Annotated in this window: 17 protein-coding genes; 13 read left to right on the plus strand and 4 right to left on the minus strand. The window is 47.3% G+C overall.

The window, feature by feature from the left end:
- Positions 1-125: 125 nt before the first annotated feature.
- The 5 genes from BN1234_RS08610 to BN1234_RS08630 all read left to right on the plus strand — a co-directional run bounded on the left by BN1234_RS08610 (position 126) and on the right by BN1234_RS08630 (position 4695).
- Positions 126-1607 (plus strand): UDP-N-acetylmuramoyl-L-alanyl-D-glutamate--2,6-diaminopimelate ligase, encoded by a 1482-nt coding sequence (locus BN1234_RS08610; protein ID WP_054956251.1) that lies wholly within the window; start codon positions 126-128, stop codon positions 1605-1607.
- The gene (cuyB, locus tag BN1234_RS08615; RefSeq protein ID WP_054956252.1) at positions 1600-2316 is read left to right on the plus strand and encodes a cysteate racemase; all 717 of its coding nucleotides are present in this window, start codon (positions 1600-1602) and stop codon (positions 2314-2316) included. Before BN1234_RS08610 ends, cuyB begins: the two co-directional genes overlap by 8 nt.
- 286 nt (positions 2317-2602) lie before the next feature.
- Positions 2603-3316, plus strand: a complete 714-nt coding sequence (locus BN1234_RS08620; RefSeq protein ID WP_054956253.1) for a hypothetical protein — start codon at positions 2603-2605, stop codon at positions 3314-3316.
- Between the two features lie 155 nt (positions 3317-3471).
- Complete coding sequence (locus tag BN1234_RS08625; protein WP_054956254.1) at positions 3472-3864, plus strand: hypothetical protein; 393 nt, start codon at positions 3472-3474, stop codon at positions 3862-3864.
- 90 nt (positions 3865-3954) lie between these two features.
- Positions 3955-4695 (plus strand): peptidylprolyl isomerase, encoded by a 741-nt coding sequence (locus BN1234_RS08630; protein ID WP_370733799.1) that lies wholly within the window; start codon positions 3955-3957, stop codon positions 4693-4695.
- Between the two features lie 100 nt (positions 4696-4795).
- On the opposite strand, the gene BN1234_RS08635 is transcribed toward BN1234_RS08630, so the two are convergent.
- Positions 4796-6955 carry a class I SAM-dependent methyltransferase gene (locus BN1234_RS08635; RefSeq protein WP_054956256.1) on the minus strand — a complete coding sequence of 720 codons (2160 nt, stop codon included), beginning with the start codon at positions 6953-6955 and terminating at the stop codon, positions 4796-4798.
- A 171-nt stretch (positions 6956-7126) separates the two neighbouring features.
- On the opposite strand from BN1234_RS08635, the gene BN1234_RS08640 reads away from it, so the two are divergent.
- The 3 genes from BN1234_RS08640 (at position 7127) to BN1234_RS08650 (ending at position 10185) form a co-directional block, all read left to right on the plus strand.
- Positions 7127-7846: a 3-ketoacyl-ACP reductase gene (locus BN1234_RS08640; RefSeq protein ID WP_054956257.1), complete on the plus strand. Its 720-nt coding sequence runs from the start codon at positions 7127-7129 to the stop codon at positions 7844-7846.
- Between the two features lie 195 nt (positions 7847-8041).
- Complete coding sequence (locus BN1234_RS08645) at positions 8042-8965, plus strand: AEC family transporter (protein ID WP_054956258.1); 924 nt, start codon at positions 8042-8044, stop codon at positions 8963-8965.
- Between the two features lie 29 nt (positions 8966-8994).
- Positions 8995-10185, plus strand: a complete 1191-nt coding sequence (locus tag BN1234_RS08650) for a MalY/PatB family protein (protein WP_054956259.1) — start codon at positions 8995-8997, stop codon at positions 10183-10185.
- A gap of 77 nt (positions 10186-10262) precedes the next feature.
- Here BN1234_RS08650 and BN1234_RS08655 read toward each other — a convergent pair whose 3' ends face one another.
- Complete coding sequence (locus tag BN1234_RS08655) at positions 10263-10799, minus strand: hypothetical protein (protein WP_054956260.1); 537 nt, start codon at positions 10797-10799, stop codon at positions 10263-10265.
- 177 nt (positions 10800-10976) lie between these two features.
- On the opposite strand from BN1234_RS08655, the gene BN1234_RS08660 reads away from it, so the two are divergent.
- The gene (locus BN1234_RS08660) at positions 10977-11573 is read left to right on the plus strand and encodes a M15 family metallopeptidase (RefSeq protein WP_054956261.1); all 597 of its coding nucleotides are present in this window, start codon (positions 10977-10979) and stop codon (positions 11571-11573) included.
- A gap of 90 nt (positions 11574-11663) precedes the next feature.
- On the opposite strand, the gene BN1234_RS08665 is transcribed toward BN1234_RS08660, so the two are convergent.
- Positions 11664-12317 (minus strand): hypothetical protein, encoded by a 654-nt coding sequence (locus BN1234_RS08665; RefSeq protein WP_054956262.1) that lies wholly within the window; start codon positions 12315-12317, stop codon positions 11664-11666.
- A 203-nt stretch (positions 12318-12520) separates the two neighbouring features.
- On the opposite strand from BN1234_RS08665, the gene BN1234_RS08670 reads away from it, so the two are divergent.
- Positions 12521-13177, plus strand: coding sequence for a futalosine hydrolase (locus tag BN1234_RS08670; protein ID WP_054956263.1), 657 nt, complete (start codon positions 12521-12523; stop codon positions 13175-13177).
- The gene (locus BN1234_RS08675; RefSeq protein WP_054956264.1) at positions 13174-14040 is read left to right on the plus strand and encodes a 1,4-dihydroxy-6-naphtoate synthase; all 867 of its coding nucleotides are present in this window, start codon (positions 13174-13176) and stop codon (positions 14038-14040) included. The genes BN1234_RS08670 and BN1234_RS08675 overlap by 4 nt, the downstream gene beginning before the upstream one ends.
- A 94-nt stretch (positions 14041-14134) precedes the next feature.
- Here BN1234_RS08675 and BN1234_RS08680 read toward each other — a convergent pair whose 3' ends face one another.
- Positions 14135-14659, minus strand: a complete 525-nt coding sequence (locus tag BN1234_RS08680) for a mismatch-specific DNA-glycosylase (RefSeq protein ID WP_082423140.1) — start codon at positions 14657-14659, stop codon at positions 14135-14137.
- Positions 14660-14835: 176 nt separating this feature from the next.
- Here BN1234_RS08680 and BN1234_RS08685 point away from each other — a divergent pair, with 176 nt between their 5' ends.
- Both BN1234_RS08685 and BN1234_RS08690 read left to right on the plus strand, forming a co-directional pair.
- Positions 14836-15378, plus strand: a complete 543-nt coding sequence (locus BN1234_RS08685; RefSeq protein ID WP_306455055.1) for an RNA polymerase sigma factor — start codon at positions 14836-14838, stop codon at positions 15376-15378.
- A complete protein-coding gene (locus tag BN1234_RS08690; RefSeq protein ID WP_054956266.1) occupies positions 15375-16346 on the plus strand; it encodes a DUF4871 domain-containing protein in 972 nt (323 codons plus the stop codon). The genes BN1234_RS08685 and BN1234_RS08690 overlap by 4 nt, the downstream gene beginning before the upstream one ends.
- Positions 16347-16356: the final 10 nt, after the last annotated feature.

Genomic DNA, 16356 nt, shown 5'->3' on the forward strand with positions numbered 1-16356 from the left:
CTTATGTATATCTTATTTCATACAATTTTATCTGATTAAAGCAGCTGTTTAGAACGAAGCAATTAACCCTTCGTCAGGTTATTAAAAGTATTTAGAAGATAAAAAAACCGGAAAGGAGCTATCCCATGCTATTATCATCCATCGTAAAAAATCTTGGGTTTGAGCTCGTACAAGGTGATCTGAATATTGAAGTGAAGGCCGTAGCCTTCGATTCCCGGGAAGTCGTTCCCCATAGTGTCTTCGTCGCCGTTTCGGGATTCACTGTAGACGGCCACAACTTTATCCCTAAGGCCATCGCTCAGGGGGCTGCAGTCATTGTTGTGGAAAAGGATGTTGAAGTCACTGAAGAAGTTACGGTATTAAAAGTTAAGGACACGCGTGACGCACTGGCGCTTCTATCCTCTAACTTTTATGGAACACCGACGGATAAGATGAACATGATCGGGATTACCGGAACGAACGGGAAGACCTCAATCAGCTATTTCATGAAATCCATACTTGAGCATGCCCGCAAAAACGTAGGTATTATTGGAACGATCGGTACCATGATCGGCGGCGAGCTTAAGAAGAACAAAAACACGACGCCGGAATCCCTCTACTTGCAGGAGATTTTTGCTGAGATGGTTAAATCGAATGTCAGTGATTGTGTTATGGAGGTATCCTCCCATGCGCTTAGTCTCAAACGAGTGGCATACAGCCGTTTCAATACCGGGATATTCACCAATTTAACCCCGGATCATCTGGAACTGCATAAAAATATGGAAGAATATTTTGAAGCGAAGGCCATGTTGTTCGACCTGACAACCGATTACAATATCATCAATGCCGATGATCCCTACGGCAGAAGACTCATCGATAAAGTTCAGCATTACGAGACTAAGCTTATTACTTACGGTATCGACAACAAGGCCGATGTTTACGCTACAGATATCCGTTATTCGATCGATTCAACGATATTTGTTGCTCATACACCGGCTGGACATATCGAAATCAAGGTTAATCTCCCGGGAAAAATCTATGTGCTGAACAGCCTGGCATCAATTGCCTGTGCATACTCAAGCGGTATCGATCTGGAAATCATTAAAGACGGTATACAGGCCGTTGAAGGTATAAAGGGCCGCATGGAAGTGGTGTACAAAGACGATGACAGCCTGGTTATCGTTGACTTTGCTCATACCGAAGACAGTCTGGAAAAAGCACTGACAATCCTTCGTCCTTATGCGAAGGGCCGTATCATTCTCGTATTCGGGGTCTATGCAGCAGCAGGTAAGCTGGGACATGACAAACGCAGCTCTATGGGGAAAGTAGCCGCTCAGCATGCGGATTTCTCTGTGGTCACATCGGACAACCCTAAAGACCAGGACCCGGATGCAATCATTGCTGATATCATTGCTTCCATGGAGGAGGCTGGCGGCACTTACAAAGCTATCGTAGATCGCAAGGAAGCGATCGAATATGCTCTTTCAATCAGCCGCAAAGATGACATCGTTCTAATCACCGGGAAAGGCCACGAAACCTCACAAGTGATCGGGAAAACCGAGATTCCTTTTAATGAGGCTGAGATCGTGAATGACTTCAAAAAGAGGCAGTTGTTGAATAATGGATAATAAAAAATTAGGCATCATCGGCGGTATGGGACCGCAGGCAACCTCCGTCTTTTTCGATAAGCTGATTGAGAACACGGAGGCCGAGCGCGATCAGGATCATATGGATATCATCATCCTGAATCATGCTACCCTGCCCGACCGGACCAAAGTCATACTGGAAGGACGCGGTGAGCTGTTCCTGGACGCCGTCGAGAAAGACTTCAAGCTCCTGGAGCTTGCGGGAGTCTCGAACATCGCTATTCCGTGCAATACCTCCCATTATTTCTATGACGAAATGCAGAAAATGACTAAGATCAATATTATCAACATGGTTGATGAAACGGTCAAAGAAATCTGCAAACGTTACGGTGAAGGCAGCAAAGTCGGCATACTGGCAACGAACGGGACGATCCGTACCGGCATATACCGTGACACGTGTGAACACTACAACATGAAGCTTTATGAGCCTGAAGCGTCTCTTCAGGAGAGAGTAATGGACATTATTTATAATGATGTAAAAGGCCGTAAGAATGTGGATCCTGCCAAACTGGAATCACTCATTCATCACCTTGTTTATGAAGAGCAATGCCAGTGTGTTATTCTCGCATGCACAGAATTGTCCTGTATCCCTCTGAGCGATTTCTACAGAGAATGCTCTATTGACGCTATGGAGGTTCTCGTACAACAATCGATCATGTTAACAGGAAAAAGCATCGTTTCCGCTAAATAGCGGGTTGTCATACAAGTAAATTATATCTTCCTTAGATCAAAGGAGCTGTCGCTTAAGTAGATTTTATCTACGAAGTGACAGCTCCTTTTTATATTCTGGAATGGATATGTAACTAAGCAAGTTTCCTTCATAAAGAAACTCTCCAAGGGAAAACATAAAAAAGTGTATGGAGTTACAGGGCTAAGCATGGATTCAATCCTTACACACAGGGTAAATCCAAGTATACGGGATTAATGCTGTTATCATTGATCCTTTTGCAAGGTGATCATGAAGGGAGATGGATAAAATGCGTGATGATTCGAACCGAAATAGTTATGCAGATTTAGTGCATCGGCAGTATGAGACGATGAATCCTCTTGAACCGATGACCGATATTCCCGAAGATGAACTAAAAAATGTAGGTACACATACAAGTCAAAGTTTGAGCAGCGAAGAAGCCGACCATAGCGGCTTCAGCCAAAATACAGCCGGACCGGCTGATGCACAGAAAGATGATGAAGGAATTGATCCAGATATCAGTGCTTTGGAAGCTTGGCGGGCAACAGGCGCAGAGCCTGATAACCGTACTCTGGGCGATGAAGTTCACATGAATGGGCTTGATGGGCAAAACCTCACCCGGAACGAAGGCGAACACGGAGATGAGGCTGTAAGAGCAGGCAAGCTTCCGCTGGATCATGTTCCTGCAGATACATCCTTTTCACTCGGAACGGATGCAAATCAAACTTATCAACGCCGAGCCCCCGAATTTGATCCGGCATTTCATGAAGAAGAAGTAACTTCAAGAAATCAAGCAGCCTTTTATGAGCCTCGCCTCCCATCCAGAACAGCGAATTCAGTAGAAACTCCGTTGGAAGATGTACCGGATGCAGACGAGCTTCAGGCTGGAAGCCCTGTTGATCCCGCTGTTCCTGAAGGTGTGGATCAGCATGGAACCGATTTGCTAAATGGTGTTGGCGGTGTAGATGACGAGCATGACCGTAAACTCCCCGACGACATGTAATTGTATATATAAATAGAGCAAAGAGCCGCTTCTGAAGTCAGAAGCGGCTCTTTGCTCTTCATGTATGCGATAGCAGAATAACCGAGCATCCGCACCTTAAACAAACCCTGCATCATACCATAAATAATCCATATGATCCTGGAAGGATGGTATACATGAAGAAAATCTTGACCTTACAAGAAAGCCGACCTATCACACTTCAGCAGCGGCTGTCCATGTTTAAAGGGCATCTCGTTGAGATTAATGCACCAAATACAGGGCTGGAGCCTGGACGGCTGGAGATGGTCTCTAGATCTAATTTCATCAAGGTAAATGGGGAATTGTTCATTCCTTCGAGCTTAAATTCAATTCGGGTGTTCGATACGAAGCCTCCACGTCAAACTCTTCTCATAGGAGTCCGAACCGTGTTTCCAAGCGGCAAGGCATTCAGTCGAATTCGTCTCGTCCGGATCGGGACTGACTTTATCGAACTTCTGGGAAAAGAGAAGCACCCTTCCCGGATCTTGTTTCCCTTAAACAAGGTGGAAGGAATCTACCGGGCGAAATAACCAATATATATAGTCCCTCTGCGGCATTTTCCGTAACTCAGAACATGTGTTAAGATAACAACCATGAACCATATGTCTAGGGGGAATTATTTGATGAATCGAAAGAACAAGCTGATGCTCATACTGTTATCTATGATGACACTGATTCTTATCTTGAGCGGATGCGGTGTGGACGAAGAGAGAAATGGGAGTGGGACCAGCAATAACAGCAGTAACGCAAGCGGATCAACTACAACTGAGAAACCTGCAGCAGAAGAGCCGGCAAATGAAGAACCTGCCGCTGGAAAGCAGGTCCTTCCGGATCCCGAAGCAAGCCACCCTGTCGTAACGATTGAAATGGACAGCGGCAAGATCATTAAGGCGGAGCTGTATCCGGAGGTTGCTCCGAATACGGTTAACAACTTCATTTCATTAGTAAATAAGGGCTTTTATGATGGAACGGTCTTTCACCGGGTAATACCGGGCTTTATGATCCAAGGCGGGGACCCAAAAGGTGATGGTTCAGGCGGTCCAGGCTACAACATTGCCGGGGAATTTACAGAGAATGGAATTCAGAATGATCTGCTGCATACGCGGGGAGTTCTCTCGATGGCCAGAACCGGTCTCCCTGACACAGCCGGTTCTCAGTTCTTTATCATGCATGCTGATGCCCCGCATTTGGATACTCTCTATGCTGCTTTTGGCAAAGTAACCGAGGGAATGGAAGTTGTGGACGAAATTGCGGGACTTCGTACAGACCTTAATGATCGTCCCAAGGATCCACTGCCAACGATGAAGAAGGTAACGGTCGACACCCTCGGCAAAGAATACCCGGAACCGGAGAAAAAATAATAAACCTGTATTACTAACAAGAGGACAAGCTTATTCGGCTTCGTCCTCTTGTTCCTTTTAACCAGCTATATTCGCTCCATCTATAACGTAATTCTTCTTTTTATTGCTGAACCCCTGAAGCTAAAGGTTTTTCAATGACGATCAGACATGTACTGTCTGGAAGAGAGATCAAAGTCCCCGACTCATCTGCAAATTCAATCCGACCTGCTAATGCTTCCGTATAACCCTCCTGCAGGAAATGCTTACTTGTCACAATCTCAGCGTCACCGAGCACTTCACGGATGACAGCTTCATACTGTGACGGTGTGAAATATCCGAACTGCTCCTGGACCTCATGAACGTAGGACTCCTCCCCCCAGGTATATGTGTATAGAAACTCCATCGCATCGTTTACCGGCATAAGCACTTCGTGATCATTCAGTGCTTCGTAAGTAATCTTTCTTCCGTTGAAATCCTCGGCGTATCTTGACAGCCACAGCATCCCATCCTCTTCGAGGAAACGAATCCGCCGAAGCTGATCCACCGGCTCAGTCATAATTCCGTCTCTTATAATAATTCTGCCGCCCGGTGACAGGACATCGTAAGCGCTTCTGAGCGCAGCTCTTACTGTAGCCGGATTAAACCGGAAGCCTTCATACTCAATATATGAATACAGCTCATGTAATATAGATGAGAAGATCACGGTATCCACGCTCTCTGGTCCAAGCTCCTCCCGAAGCTTCAGAGCATCCCCCTTCACGACATCCCAGCTGCGCCCTTCGAGCCGCTTCCTTTTCTCCAGTGCTTCAATTACATTAGACGATATATCAATTCCGACCGCATGGACATGAGGCAGCTTCTCTTCAATCAGATCGAGCAAAATACCACCGCCAGGACCGATATCCACAGCACGGGAGCCGGTTATGTAATCCAATATGACACTCTTATAATCGCCGGAGCTGTTCATGTCTTGCAAATAGGCCTCTTCGTTATGAAACCGGTCATAAGCATCCCTTCGGAGACCAAACAGGTCAAAGAGCATCAGAACAGCCTTTTCATAGAGCGGTGATTTCTCGGCTTCAATACAAAATTCAATCAATCGCTCTGCAGCACGGGAGAACTCGAATGTAAAAAAGACGGTATCCTCAAGTCCATTCTTCTGATCTAATCGATAACGTAAATGCGGATTGCTGCCAGCTCCTCCTTCAAGGCAAGCATCCCAATCCAATTGATGCAGATACTGCTCAATCATCCGTTTTTTATACACATTTAGCTTCTTAACGCCTTTATAATCGTAATACATCTCATTCATCAGCGGCTCGAAGCTTAAATGATGAATCTCGTCCCTTTGGCTCCGCTCAGCACGTGACGTAACCGAATCATATTCGGTGTCTGCATCCCGGTCTTGGCGCTCAATCTGTCCATGAAGGCTGATCATCAGCACCTTAACAAATTCGTCTACAGAGAAATCCTGCAGAGCAGCCTCCACGAACCATAATGTCAGATGATCCATGGGGGCCAAGGCAGCGGAAAGATTCGTCTCCGATGCAATATGGGAAATTTCCGAGTGAAAGGCTTCACCCTGCCGGATACTTCCTGTACGTAAACGCTCCAGCCGATGGGCGTAGTTCCACTCCTTAGGCTCTCTTCCCTCCGCAATAGCAGCAATAATCTCTTCCGTTTCTATTTTGGCCGCTTTCCATAAAGACTCAGATACGCCGCTCATGATACATTGATTCAGTGGAAGGAGCAGCCTGATGAGCTCTTCAGACGTCAAGTAACCTGCTGTAACCAGTTCGGTTAGAGCATAATTCTCGTGAAAACGGACTTCACCCCGAATATACTGCCCTACAAGTCCATGTGTCATAATCAACGTATGAACTACCTTGTGGCGCAAGCTCATCTGTCCATATCGTTCCTGAATATACCTCGCATATAGCTCTCCTGATCCGAGGTTATGTACAAATAGATTCACACCGGATTCCTGCCATTGTATACGCTCTCGCAATGTGCCTCCCTTAGCCGTCTCAGACCAAGCCAGCACCTCCTCCAGCAGCTCCCTGATCCAGAACGAAACAGGAAGATCATTTAACACCCGCAGCGTTCTCTCCGTATAGTCAAGTACCGGATTAGCTTTGGTTAATTCACCGATGGACGTAATTCTCTCAAGGTTCACGATTCGCTCTTCCGCAGACACGATCCGTTTAAGCCACTCATTGTTCTCAAGCAGCGAGAAATCCCCCTGCCTGTAAGCAGATATAGCGTGAAGTGAATCTAACATCCTTCTCACACACTCCCTCAGGAAAAATATGTTATGCCGATCCGTATTTTCATCTTATTGATTATAACAGAACAGGCCGGATGCAGCGCTCAAGATTTGGAATCCATGTTATCTGCGAGGTATACTGGTATACGAAATACCTTACTATTTCTAGGATAGGAGTGAGACATTATGAGCTTAAAAAATAAAACAGCCATTATAACCGGGGCAGGTAAAGGAATTGGCCGGGCAATCGCAATTGCTCTTGCGAAGGAAGGCGTACATCTTGGTCTTGTAGCCCGCACAGCTTCCGACCTGGAAGCACTCAGTAAACTTGTTACAGAGCAATACGGAGTCAAAGCGGTTGCTGCCATCGCCGATATTTCGGTCCAAAGCGAGGCAGAAGCTGCATTTGCAACGATCAACCAGGAACTCGGAGCTATTGATATTCTTATTAATAACGCGGGCATTGCCCAATTCGGAAATCTGCTTGAGATGGAACCGGAACAATGGAAACGTATCGTTGACGTAAACCTGATGGGTACTTATCATATGCTGCGTGCTGTACTTCCTGGAATGATCGAACACAGCAAAGGGGATGTCATCAATATCTCCTCTACGGCCGGAGAACGCGGCTTTGCAACAGGATCAGCTTATAATGCTTCCAAGTTTGCCGTGATGGGGTTGACTGAGGCTGTTCTGCAAGAGGTCCGCAAGCATAACATCCGTGTAACTGCGCTGACGCCAAGCACGGTCAATACCGATCTCGCAGTTAATGCAGGACTGAAAATCGGTGCTGAAGATCATATGATGCAGCCGGAGGATGTTGCCGAATTAGCGCTTGCTGCATTGAAGCTTCCTCCTCGTGTGTTCGTGAAAACAGCCGGAATTTGGACAACGAATCCTCAATAAACAGGATTGGTATCTACCATCATAATTGACCAAAGCCGTCTATCTTCTTATTGAGATAGAACGGCTTTTCTTGTAAGCCTCAGCGCCGAGGGAAGCGGAAGCACTTCTTCTCCTAGTTAGCGGTGTGCAATCTGAAAGGGCATGCTATAATCTAAAATAACCTTATGCTGATGGAAAGAAGATGAATAACCTCCCATGATCGCTGACATCCTTCTGGAAGTAGTTCTGCCCATTTTTGTCCTGATCGGTTTCGGAATCCTTATGCAGCGCGCTTTTCAACTCGATTTATACACACTGGCCAAAATCAATTTTTACTACATCACCCCAGCTGCTGTATTTATGAGTATGTACGAATCTGAAATGTCGCCCAGGCTGCTGGGGACGGTAACCCTGTTCTATGCATTATACGTATCTGCTCTCTACCTCATTGGACGTTTGACTGCCGCGCGTCGTAAATTCACTCCCGGCATGAGAGCCGCCTTTACGAACAGTCTTATTCTGGACAATGCGGGAAACTACGGATTGCCAATCAATGACCTTGCGTTTAAAGGTGATCCGCTCGCCAGTTCTGTTCAAGCGCTGATTATGTCGCTGCAAAGCCTGCTTACATTTACTTTTGGCGTCATTTCCATTCAGGGTGCAAAGACTCAAGGCTTATACCGGCACGCGATTATCGGATTTCTAAAAATGCCGGTTCCCTATGCGCTGGTTCTTGGGCTGCTTTTGCATGCTTTAGCAGTGCCGCTCCCTGTGTTCATTTCCCGGCCGCTAATCTATGCCGACCAATCCCTTGTCGCGATCGCACTGCTGACGCTTGGTGCCCAAATTATTAAATATCCGCTTCGTCTGCGCAGACTGGATGTATATATTAGTGTAGTACTTCGTCTGCTAGCTGCACCTGCCATAGGTATTCTGATTGTATTTGCACTTGGCCTGAAAGGAATTCCAGCTCAGGCCCTTATTATTGCCTCAGGGATGCCGGTTGGTGTTAATACATCCATTCTTGCTGAAGAATATCAGAATGAACCGGATTTTGCTGCACAGACTGTGCTCTTGTCAACCATACTGAATGTAATAACAATTACCGGCTTAATATCCTTGGCCAAACTTGTAGCTTGATCCCACTGTACCCGCTAGGAGGAGATATTATGACTTTTGATTTTGATAAAAATATTGACCGCAGCCGCACCGCTTCAGTGAAATGGGGTAGTATACCTGCTGTATTCGGCGTGGAAGACGCCTTGCCGATGTGGGTCGCAGATATGGATTTCGAAGCGCCTCCAGCCGTTGTCCGTGCCATGAAGGAGCGGGTTGAGCACGGCGTATTCGGATACACACTTCAAACCGATTCCTACCGTGAAGCAGTCACCCAATGGATGAAAAATCGCCATCAATGGAGCATTAAACCCGAATGGATTCAATTCTGTCCCGGTGTTGTACCGGCACTCAGTTTGATCGTGGAAACCTTTACGGATCCCGGGGATAAGATCATCATCCAGACTCCTGTCTATCCGCCTTTTTACAGCGTGGTGAAGGATCATGGCCGTGAGCTTGTACATAACCCGCTAAAGGTAACGGAGCAAGGCGATTATATAATGGATTTCGACGACCTGGAACGCAGCTTGTCCGGCGGAGGGATAAAACTGCTTATTCTGTGCAGCCCCCACAACCCGGTGGGCCGGGTATGGACCCGGGATGAGCTTTCCCGTGTTGCAGCCTTATGTGAACAATACGATGTACTTGTGGCATCAGATGAAATACATGCTGACCTTCTCTTTCAGACAGGCTCGCATACGCCATTCGCCTCTCTCTCCGAGGATGCAGCGAACCGTTCCTTTGTCTGCACAGCCCCAAGCAAAACATTTAATATAGCAGGGCTTAATACTGCAAACATAATTATTCCGAATGAAGAGCGCCGCCAAAGATTCGAAAAAACACTCAGGAAGTATGCACTCGGTTCCATTACGCCGCTGGGTGCAGCCGCTACGGAGGCCGCCTACCGTGAGGGAGAAGCATGGCTTGATGAATTGCTCGCCTATATCCGGAGAAATATGGAGTATATTCAATCGTATCTGGAACAGCATATTCCTGAGATCAAGGTTAACCTGCCAGAAGCGACCTACCTTCTCTTTATCGATTTCAGGGGGCTTGGCATGACTCATGAAGAGCTGACCCGGTTTCTTGTTCAACAAGCAAAAATCGGCATGAACAGCGGAATCATGTTCGGAACCGAGGCTGAAGGCTTCATGCGCATGAATGTCGCCTGCACATATGCTACCGCACAAGAAGCCATGTCCCGCCTGCATGCAGCAGTGGATCAGTGGAGAAAAGAACAATAAAGCTGAAGAGGGTGCCCCTGGTATGAACAAACCAGGGGCACCCTCTTCGGTTAATGCCTTATTAATTTGTTTACTCATCAAGAGAAGCTGTTCGTGTCCAGATCCGTTTCTGTTGACATCACATTCGGTTCGTGTTCCCCGGTATAAGCGGCTTCATTCCCGTTCTGCTGGTCTCTCCCTGCCTGATAGCCTGCATCCATCATCGCTCCGTTCAGCTGATGAAGATGGCTGCTCACAACATCCATCTGCTTGAACATCTGTCTGTGCTGGTATGCCTCGGGAAAGGTGCTTTGCTGCATGGATTCCTCCATCTGCTCAAAGGATGCCTTCTGATCCCCGAGTGCCTGACGGTACCGCTCGGCTGTCTCTGAGCGAATATCGGAGACAAAGCTCGCCATACGATGAAGCTCCATCCGGCAGTTGACCAGATCCTGCCTCGTGGATTCAGTTGCTGAGGCACTGAACTGAGCTTGTGCAGTCTTGAGGTCTGTATCTAACTGTCCCAGGTCATTTAACACCGCATCCAGTTGTTCTGCATTTCCATTCTGCTGAATTTGTGACAGCGTTCCTGACACCTGGCTTAGTTTATTGGCGATGGATTGGACATCACTCATGTTGGTATTCCCCTTTCACAATTGTATGTATCAATAATTTGCTTATTGATTAGCATGCAGAAATCATTACATCATTATGCATGAGACTGGAAAATCACTCTATTGGAATGCAAACTAAATTACAGATATAATCGTTATAAGACTATCATACAGGAAAGCAGGTAACTTCAAAGCGACATGGTACAGGTTAAACGCAGAAGATCAAGACCGACATTGTTTATCGTTTTTGCTGTTTTGCTGGCAATTCTATATATGCAGTTATCTACGTCCATTTCTGATATTGTTCCGGATGTGGAGCAAGAGGATGCTGCGCCGCTTACCGATATTCATCCCGTTGTACTCGCCCAGAAGAATCAACTTGTAGCGAAAACCCGGGAAATCGGAATTCGAATTATGATAACAGACGGGTATCGTAGTGATGAGGAACAGAACCGGTTATACAATAAAGGAAGAAGCACCGAGGGGAATATTGTAACGAACGCCAGAGCCGGTGAATCCCTGCACAATTACGGGCTTGCGATAGACTTTGCTCTGCGTCTGAAGGATGGACGTGTGATCTGGGATATGGAGTATGACGGCAACAAAAACGGCAAATCCGACTGGATGGAGGTCGTCGCCATTGCTAAGGATCTCGGCTTTGAATGGGGCGGCGACTGGACCAACTTCCCGGACTACCCGCATTTACAGATGGACTTCGGCCTCTCCCTGCGGGAGCTGAAGCGAGGTAAACGTCCTCCGCTGGAATCATATGAGCATTTGGAGGCGGGGAAATAAAGGGCTTTATTTATTTAATGATAGGAGGGCAGTCCCGGCGATGACGGGGCTGCCCTTTTATGATAAAGATGGGTTCTGTTCCGTTATTATCTACTCCATATATCTATCCCGTAATTTATAGATTCGCTCCCGCCGCTGTTCCCTGTTCTGCTGCTCCATATCTGACCGTGCGGCCTCATCCACATATTCAGGATTAATCGATTCAGAAGGCCATACCCCAAGATCAAGCTGTTCCTCATATCGTATATACTGCAGCTCATTCTCCCGTAAGTGGGACGGAAACCATCGGACTCTATGAATCTCTAAAGGGCCTCCATCGTCACTCAAAGAGTAAAGAATGAAAACAGAGTATCCCTTAAGATCCATGGTAATGTTCGCATTTTCAGGACCAAACCGTTTATCCAGTATATGATTCTCCAGATGCCGATCAACGGCAGCGGGAAGCGAATCCTTCACATCATATACCGCCAACAGTTTATCGTTTTCCCGGGATGATCCATATACCTCAAATCCATCATTTGTGTAGATTTCCTTCAACATTCGTGAGCCGATTCTCTCAATACTCTCGTAATCCAGTAAAATCTCGGCATTCTCATGTACTACTGCAGATCTTCCAAGAAAATGGATCGTCCCGTCATCTGCAAACGGCAAAACACGCTTCACCGTCGGGCTTGTCTCCAAATAAAGAGTTACCATTCCAACCGCTATAATAGAAGCTGTCAACACTGCATACTTCTTAGTCATTATTCACCCACCCTAACCTTACAGGTCATTCTCTTGGCTACCATTATATGTATCATCCTATGTCAGAACAATATCTTGTTTATCTCTTGATAGACGAAGCCAAGCTTCTGTATCTGAACTCCACCTGACTAAACATTGATTCGCGAATGATTTCACGTTAAGTTAAAATGAGAGATGTAATTGCTTGTTGAGGGGGAAAGCTAATGAATGATTCTTCACCTAAAATATTAGTTGTCACAGCCGTTGATGCAGAGAAAGAAGCTGTTCTTCGCGGATTAGCCGGCAATGACCAGTATGATGTCATCGCCGGTGGTGTCGGACCCGCCGCCTCCGCATCCCGAACAGCCATGGCACTCGCATCCGGCCATTATAAATACGTCATCAGCGCAGGAATAGGCGGCGGATTTCCTGGACGGGCTCCTGTCGGGTCCGTGGTTACAGCAAGTGCGATCATTGCGGCAGATCTCGGCTCTGAAACACCGGACGGATTCCTTAGTGTAGACGAGCTCGGCTTCGGTTCGTCACATATCCATCCTTTATCTGAGCTCTCAGAATTGTTAACCGTACGGCTTCAAGCCGCAGGTCTACAGGCAGTTCTTGCCCCTATACTGAGTGTATCGACAACGACCGGAACCAGAGAATCTGCCGAAGCGCTGATTTCCCGGAGCCCTGAAGCTGCAGCTGAAGGTATGGAAGGATTTGGCGTGGCACAAGCGGCACAGGATTTCGGACTGCCTGTGCTTGAAATCCGTGCAATATCAAATCTTGTAGGTCCGCGCGACCGTGATGCATGGAATATTCCTGAAGCGCTGCGGGTATTAGAAGCCGTAAGCTCAACACTACCGGAGGTACTGACATGAAAATCGCCTTTTCTCCGTGTCCGAATGACACGTTTGTATTTCATGCTTGGGTACATAACCTTATCCCTGGCGCACCTAAGCTGGATGTATCTTATGCCGACATTGACATTACGAACAACTGGGCTTCCGGCGCGAACCCAAGCGACCATGATGTACTCAAAATTTCATATGCCGCCCTGCCTTGGGTGCTTGATAAATATGCGCTCATTCCTTGCGGTGGAGCACTTGGCCGCGGCTGCGGCCCGCTTCTATTGACTAACGGAGCATCCTCCCCGTCTGATAACTCATCGGGGAAACCTGCTGATCCAGCATTTCTGTCAGGCCGTAAAGTCGCTGTACCAAGCGAGCGTTCAACCGCGTACTTACTCTTCCGGCTGTGGGCCGCTCAGAACGTTCCCGGCGGTATCGGCGAGATTATTGTCATGCCGTTTGACCGGATTATGCCTGCTGTCCGGGACGGCGAAGTGGACGCAGGGCTTGTGATTCATGAAGCCCGATTTACGTACCCTTCCTACGGCTTGAATCTGATGACTGATCTGGGAAGCTGGTGGGAAGCAGATACCGGGCTTCCGATCCCGCTCGGTGCTATCATCGCACGCCGCGGCCTTGATCTGGACCAGATTACAGCCTGGACACGCGCTTCTGTCCAGTATGCCTGGGAGCATCCTGAGGCTTCCCGTGAATATGTGCTGACTCATGCACAGGAAATGGAACCGGCAGTAGTGGATGCACACATCGGCCTGTATGTGAATTCATTTACCGGGGAACTCGGTGATGATGGGTATGCGGCGGTATCCGCCCTGCTGAATCGTGCTGCAGACGAAGGGCTTGTTCCTCGTATTGATCCTGCTAAGCTGCGTTAGGCGGGGAGAATATAAAAAAAGAGGAACGCCAAGAGGTTCATCACGGTGAACCTATGGCGTTCCTCTTTATATAATCCCCACTGTATACCTTCCTTCACCACTCATCTTCTCTTTCGCTCGCGATATAATCGCTAAGCTGCCGATAAATTCCGATAATATCATCCATCTTCATTCGCACCAAACCACTGGAAGACGGAGCTACAAACTCCAGTACCTCCTGAACGACCGATTCCGGCTGAAAGCCCCAGTTCACTTGCGTTTTGCGGCTGTATTCGGTGTAAACTCCTTTTCCTACGAAACAGGCAATTCGAGGACGGTACTTTTCAAGCTTGGCTCTCAATATTTCACGTCCCTGCTCATACTCCTCCCGCGTTATATCTTCGGCTCCCCGCGTTGGTCTGGCCACAATGTTCGTGAAGCCGTACCCAAGTTTGATGAGATCTCCGTCTTCAGAAGCGTCATACAGACGAGGAGTTAATCCCGACTGATACAGAATACGCCAGAAATTATTCCGGGGATTCGCATAATGATGACCTACTTCACCGGAACGCAGGCTTGGATTAAAGCCAATGAAGAGTACAGAGAGACCATAATCCAGATGATCCATAACTTCGTCCATTGTAATTTCCTCCTGTGCCAGCCTTGTTGGTGTAAAGATAAGTTGACTTTATTATACGTCCTGCTACCTATTATTCCACCATGAGAAATGATCTGCGATACTATAATTATTATTTTGGAGAAATTTCTGGAACCAAACAACAGGTCCGTTGTCTAATAGTTAGAGAGGTGAGCAGAGTGGGTTTAAAGTACTTAAAAACCATGGTGTCCGTAGATAATCCAAATCTGGCATTGATCGAGATGATGGAGACTTATGGACAGGATGTATGGAACTACGCCTATTTTCTGACGAAGCGCCGTGATGCAGCCGATGATATCAGCCAGGATGTTTTTCTTAAGGCGTTTCAGCATATCCGGCAATTTGAAGGCCGGAGCACTGTGAAGACCTGGCTGTTCGCCATTACCCGCAACTTATCGATGAACTACCTTAGGTCCTCGTTTATCCGAAAGGTAACGCTTGTCGATCGGGTTACTGCCAAGGATCATCAAAGATCCGCCGAAATGGAAGCCATCGGGAACATGGATGTATCCCGAACATGGCAGCATGTCTTGAGTTTGCCTGTCAAGTTCAGAGAAGTCCTCCTTCTCGAGTTCCATTACCAGCTGCCGAGGCGTGAGATTGCTGCTCTTCTTCATATTTCCGAGGGTACAGTTAAATCAAGGCTTCATCGTGCCCGTGTCCGTATGGAAGCGCTGCTGAGAGGAGATGAAGCTGAATGAACAGCGAACAGAATCAAAATGATCAAGCGTGGATGGAGGAGCTAAGCAGCCCACCTTTTGAAAAGAATAATTTCACACCCGAGCTTATGACTTCAGTTCTGAATCGCTCAATGAACGACAGCCAGGCAGGCAAGCGAAAAAAGAACCGCATGGTTCGTGCTGCTGCCGCTGGCTTAAGCACTCTCGCTATACTCGGGGCCATCTGGATTTTCGGTGCAGAACCGTTTCATCAAAATCCGGCCAATCCTGTGCAGCAGCCCTCAGCGGTTCCAGGCAATTGGGCACCTCATTCCGAATATATGACCCCAGAGGGAAATCCAAAGCTCCATGCCTTTCCAGGCGGTGAATATCAGGCAGGGTCTCCGGCAGGCAGCTGGTGGAATTTATACGTTCCCGTAAGTACACTTGAAGGACAAAGCATTCGTATTACGGCGGTTCATAAGGATACCGGTATGCAAATCGAGGAACTGACCAGTACAACCATTACACCAGACATGGCATACGACGATTTCACTCGCGTCTCTTCCTCCTTCGCCCTTCCGCTAAGCGGATTATGGAAATTTGATGTCTATATTGGCGAAGAGAAGTTTGGGGATGTAGTATTCGATGTGCCTGACAGCAGCTGGGAGCCTAGTCCTTCATTCAGATCCGGCGTTTACGAGATGACAGGAGTAGAGAATCGGCTGGGCTTTATCCATCCTCCATTTAAAGCAAACCAACCGAATAAATACATGTGGCATTTCTGGGGTTCTGAAGAGGAGCTGAATGGTGACCTTCGTATTACGGCGGTGAAGCAAAATTCATCAGAAATTATCGACGTGTTTGAAGGAAGCCTGCGAACAGGCAAACTGAATAATGCAGATGCTGCACTTCCAACTACCATGAGCCTGCCAACACCCGGCTTATGGAGACTCATGGTATCAATCGACGAGAGGTTATACGGAAGTGTCATTGTAGAAGTTGAATAGTATGTGAGTT

The organism is Paenibacillus dakarensis (assembly GCF_001373415.1).
Taxonomy (GTDB): domain Bacteria; phylum Bacillota; class Bacilli; order Paenibacillales; family Paenibacillaceae; genus Paenibacillus_AQ; species Paenibacillus_AQ dakarensis.

Bases quoted from the DNA above. Each gene is read 5' to 3' on its own strand.
- BN1234_RS08610 (WP_054956251.1), top strand. From the start codon at position 126: ATGCTATTATCATCCATCGTAAAAAATCTTGGGTTTGAGCTCGTACAA.
- cuyB (WP_054956252.1), top strand. From the start codon at position 1,600: ATGGATAATAAAAAATTAGGCATCATCGGCGGTATGGGACCGCAGGCA.
- BN1234_RS08620 (WP_054956253.1), top strand. From the start codon at position 2,603: ATGCGTGATGATTCGAACCGAAATAGTTATGCAGATTTAGTGCATCGG.
- BN1234_RS08625 (WP_054956254.1), top strand. From the start codon at position 3,472: ATGAAGAAAATCTTGACCTTACAAGAAAGCCGACCTATCACACTTCAG.
- BN1234_RS08635 (WP_054956256.1), bottom strand. From the start codon at position 6,955: ATGTTAGATTCACTTCACGCTATATCTGCTTACAGGCAGGGGGATTTC.
- BN1234_RS08640 (WP_054956257.1), top strand. From the start codon at position 7,127: ATGAGCTTAAAAAATAAAACAGCCATTATAACCGGGGCAGGTAAAGGA.
- BN1234_RS08645 (WP_054956258.1), top strand. From the start codon at position 8,042: ATGATCGCTGACATCCTTCTGGAAGTAGTTCTGCCCATTTTTGTCCTG.
- BN1234_RS08650 (WP_054956259.1), top strand. From the start codon at position 8,995: ATGACTTTTGATTTTGATAAAAATATTGACCGCAGCCGCACCGCTTCA.
- BN1234_RS08655 (WP_054956260.1), bottom strand. From the start codon at position 10,799: ATGAGTGATGTCCAATCCATCGCCAATAAACTAAGCCAGGTGTCAGGA.
- BN1234_RS08660 (WP_054956261.1), top strand. From the start codon at position 10,977: ATGGTACAGGTTAAACGCAGAAGATCAAGACCGACATTGTTTATCGTT.
- BN1234_RS08665 (WP_054956262.1), bottom strand. From the start codon at position 12,317: ATGACTAAGAAGTATGCAGTGTTGACAGCTTCTATTATAGCGGTTGGA.
- BN1234_RS08670 (WP_054956263.1), top strand. From the start codon at position 12,521: ATGAATGATTCTTCACCTAAAATATTAGTTGTCACAGCCGTTGATGCA.
- BN1234_RS08675 (WP_054956264.1), top strand. From the start codon at position 13,174: ATGAAAATCGCCTTTTCTCCGTGTCCGAATGACACGTTTGTATTTCAT.
- BN1234_RS08680 (WP_082423140.1), bottom strand. From the start codon at position 14,659: ATGGACGAAGTTATGGATCATCTGGATTATGGTCTCTCTGTACTCTTC.
- BN1234_RS08690 (WP_054956266.1), top strand. From the start codon at position 15,375: ATGAACAGCGAACAGAATCAAAATGATCAAGCGTGGATGGAGGAGCTA.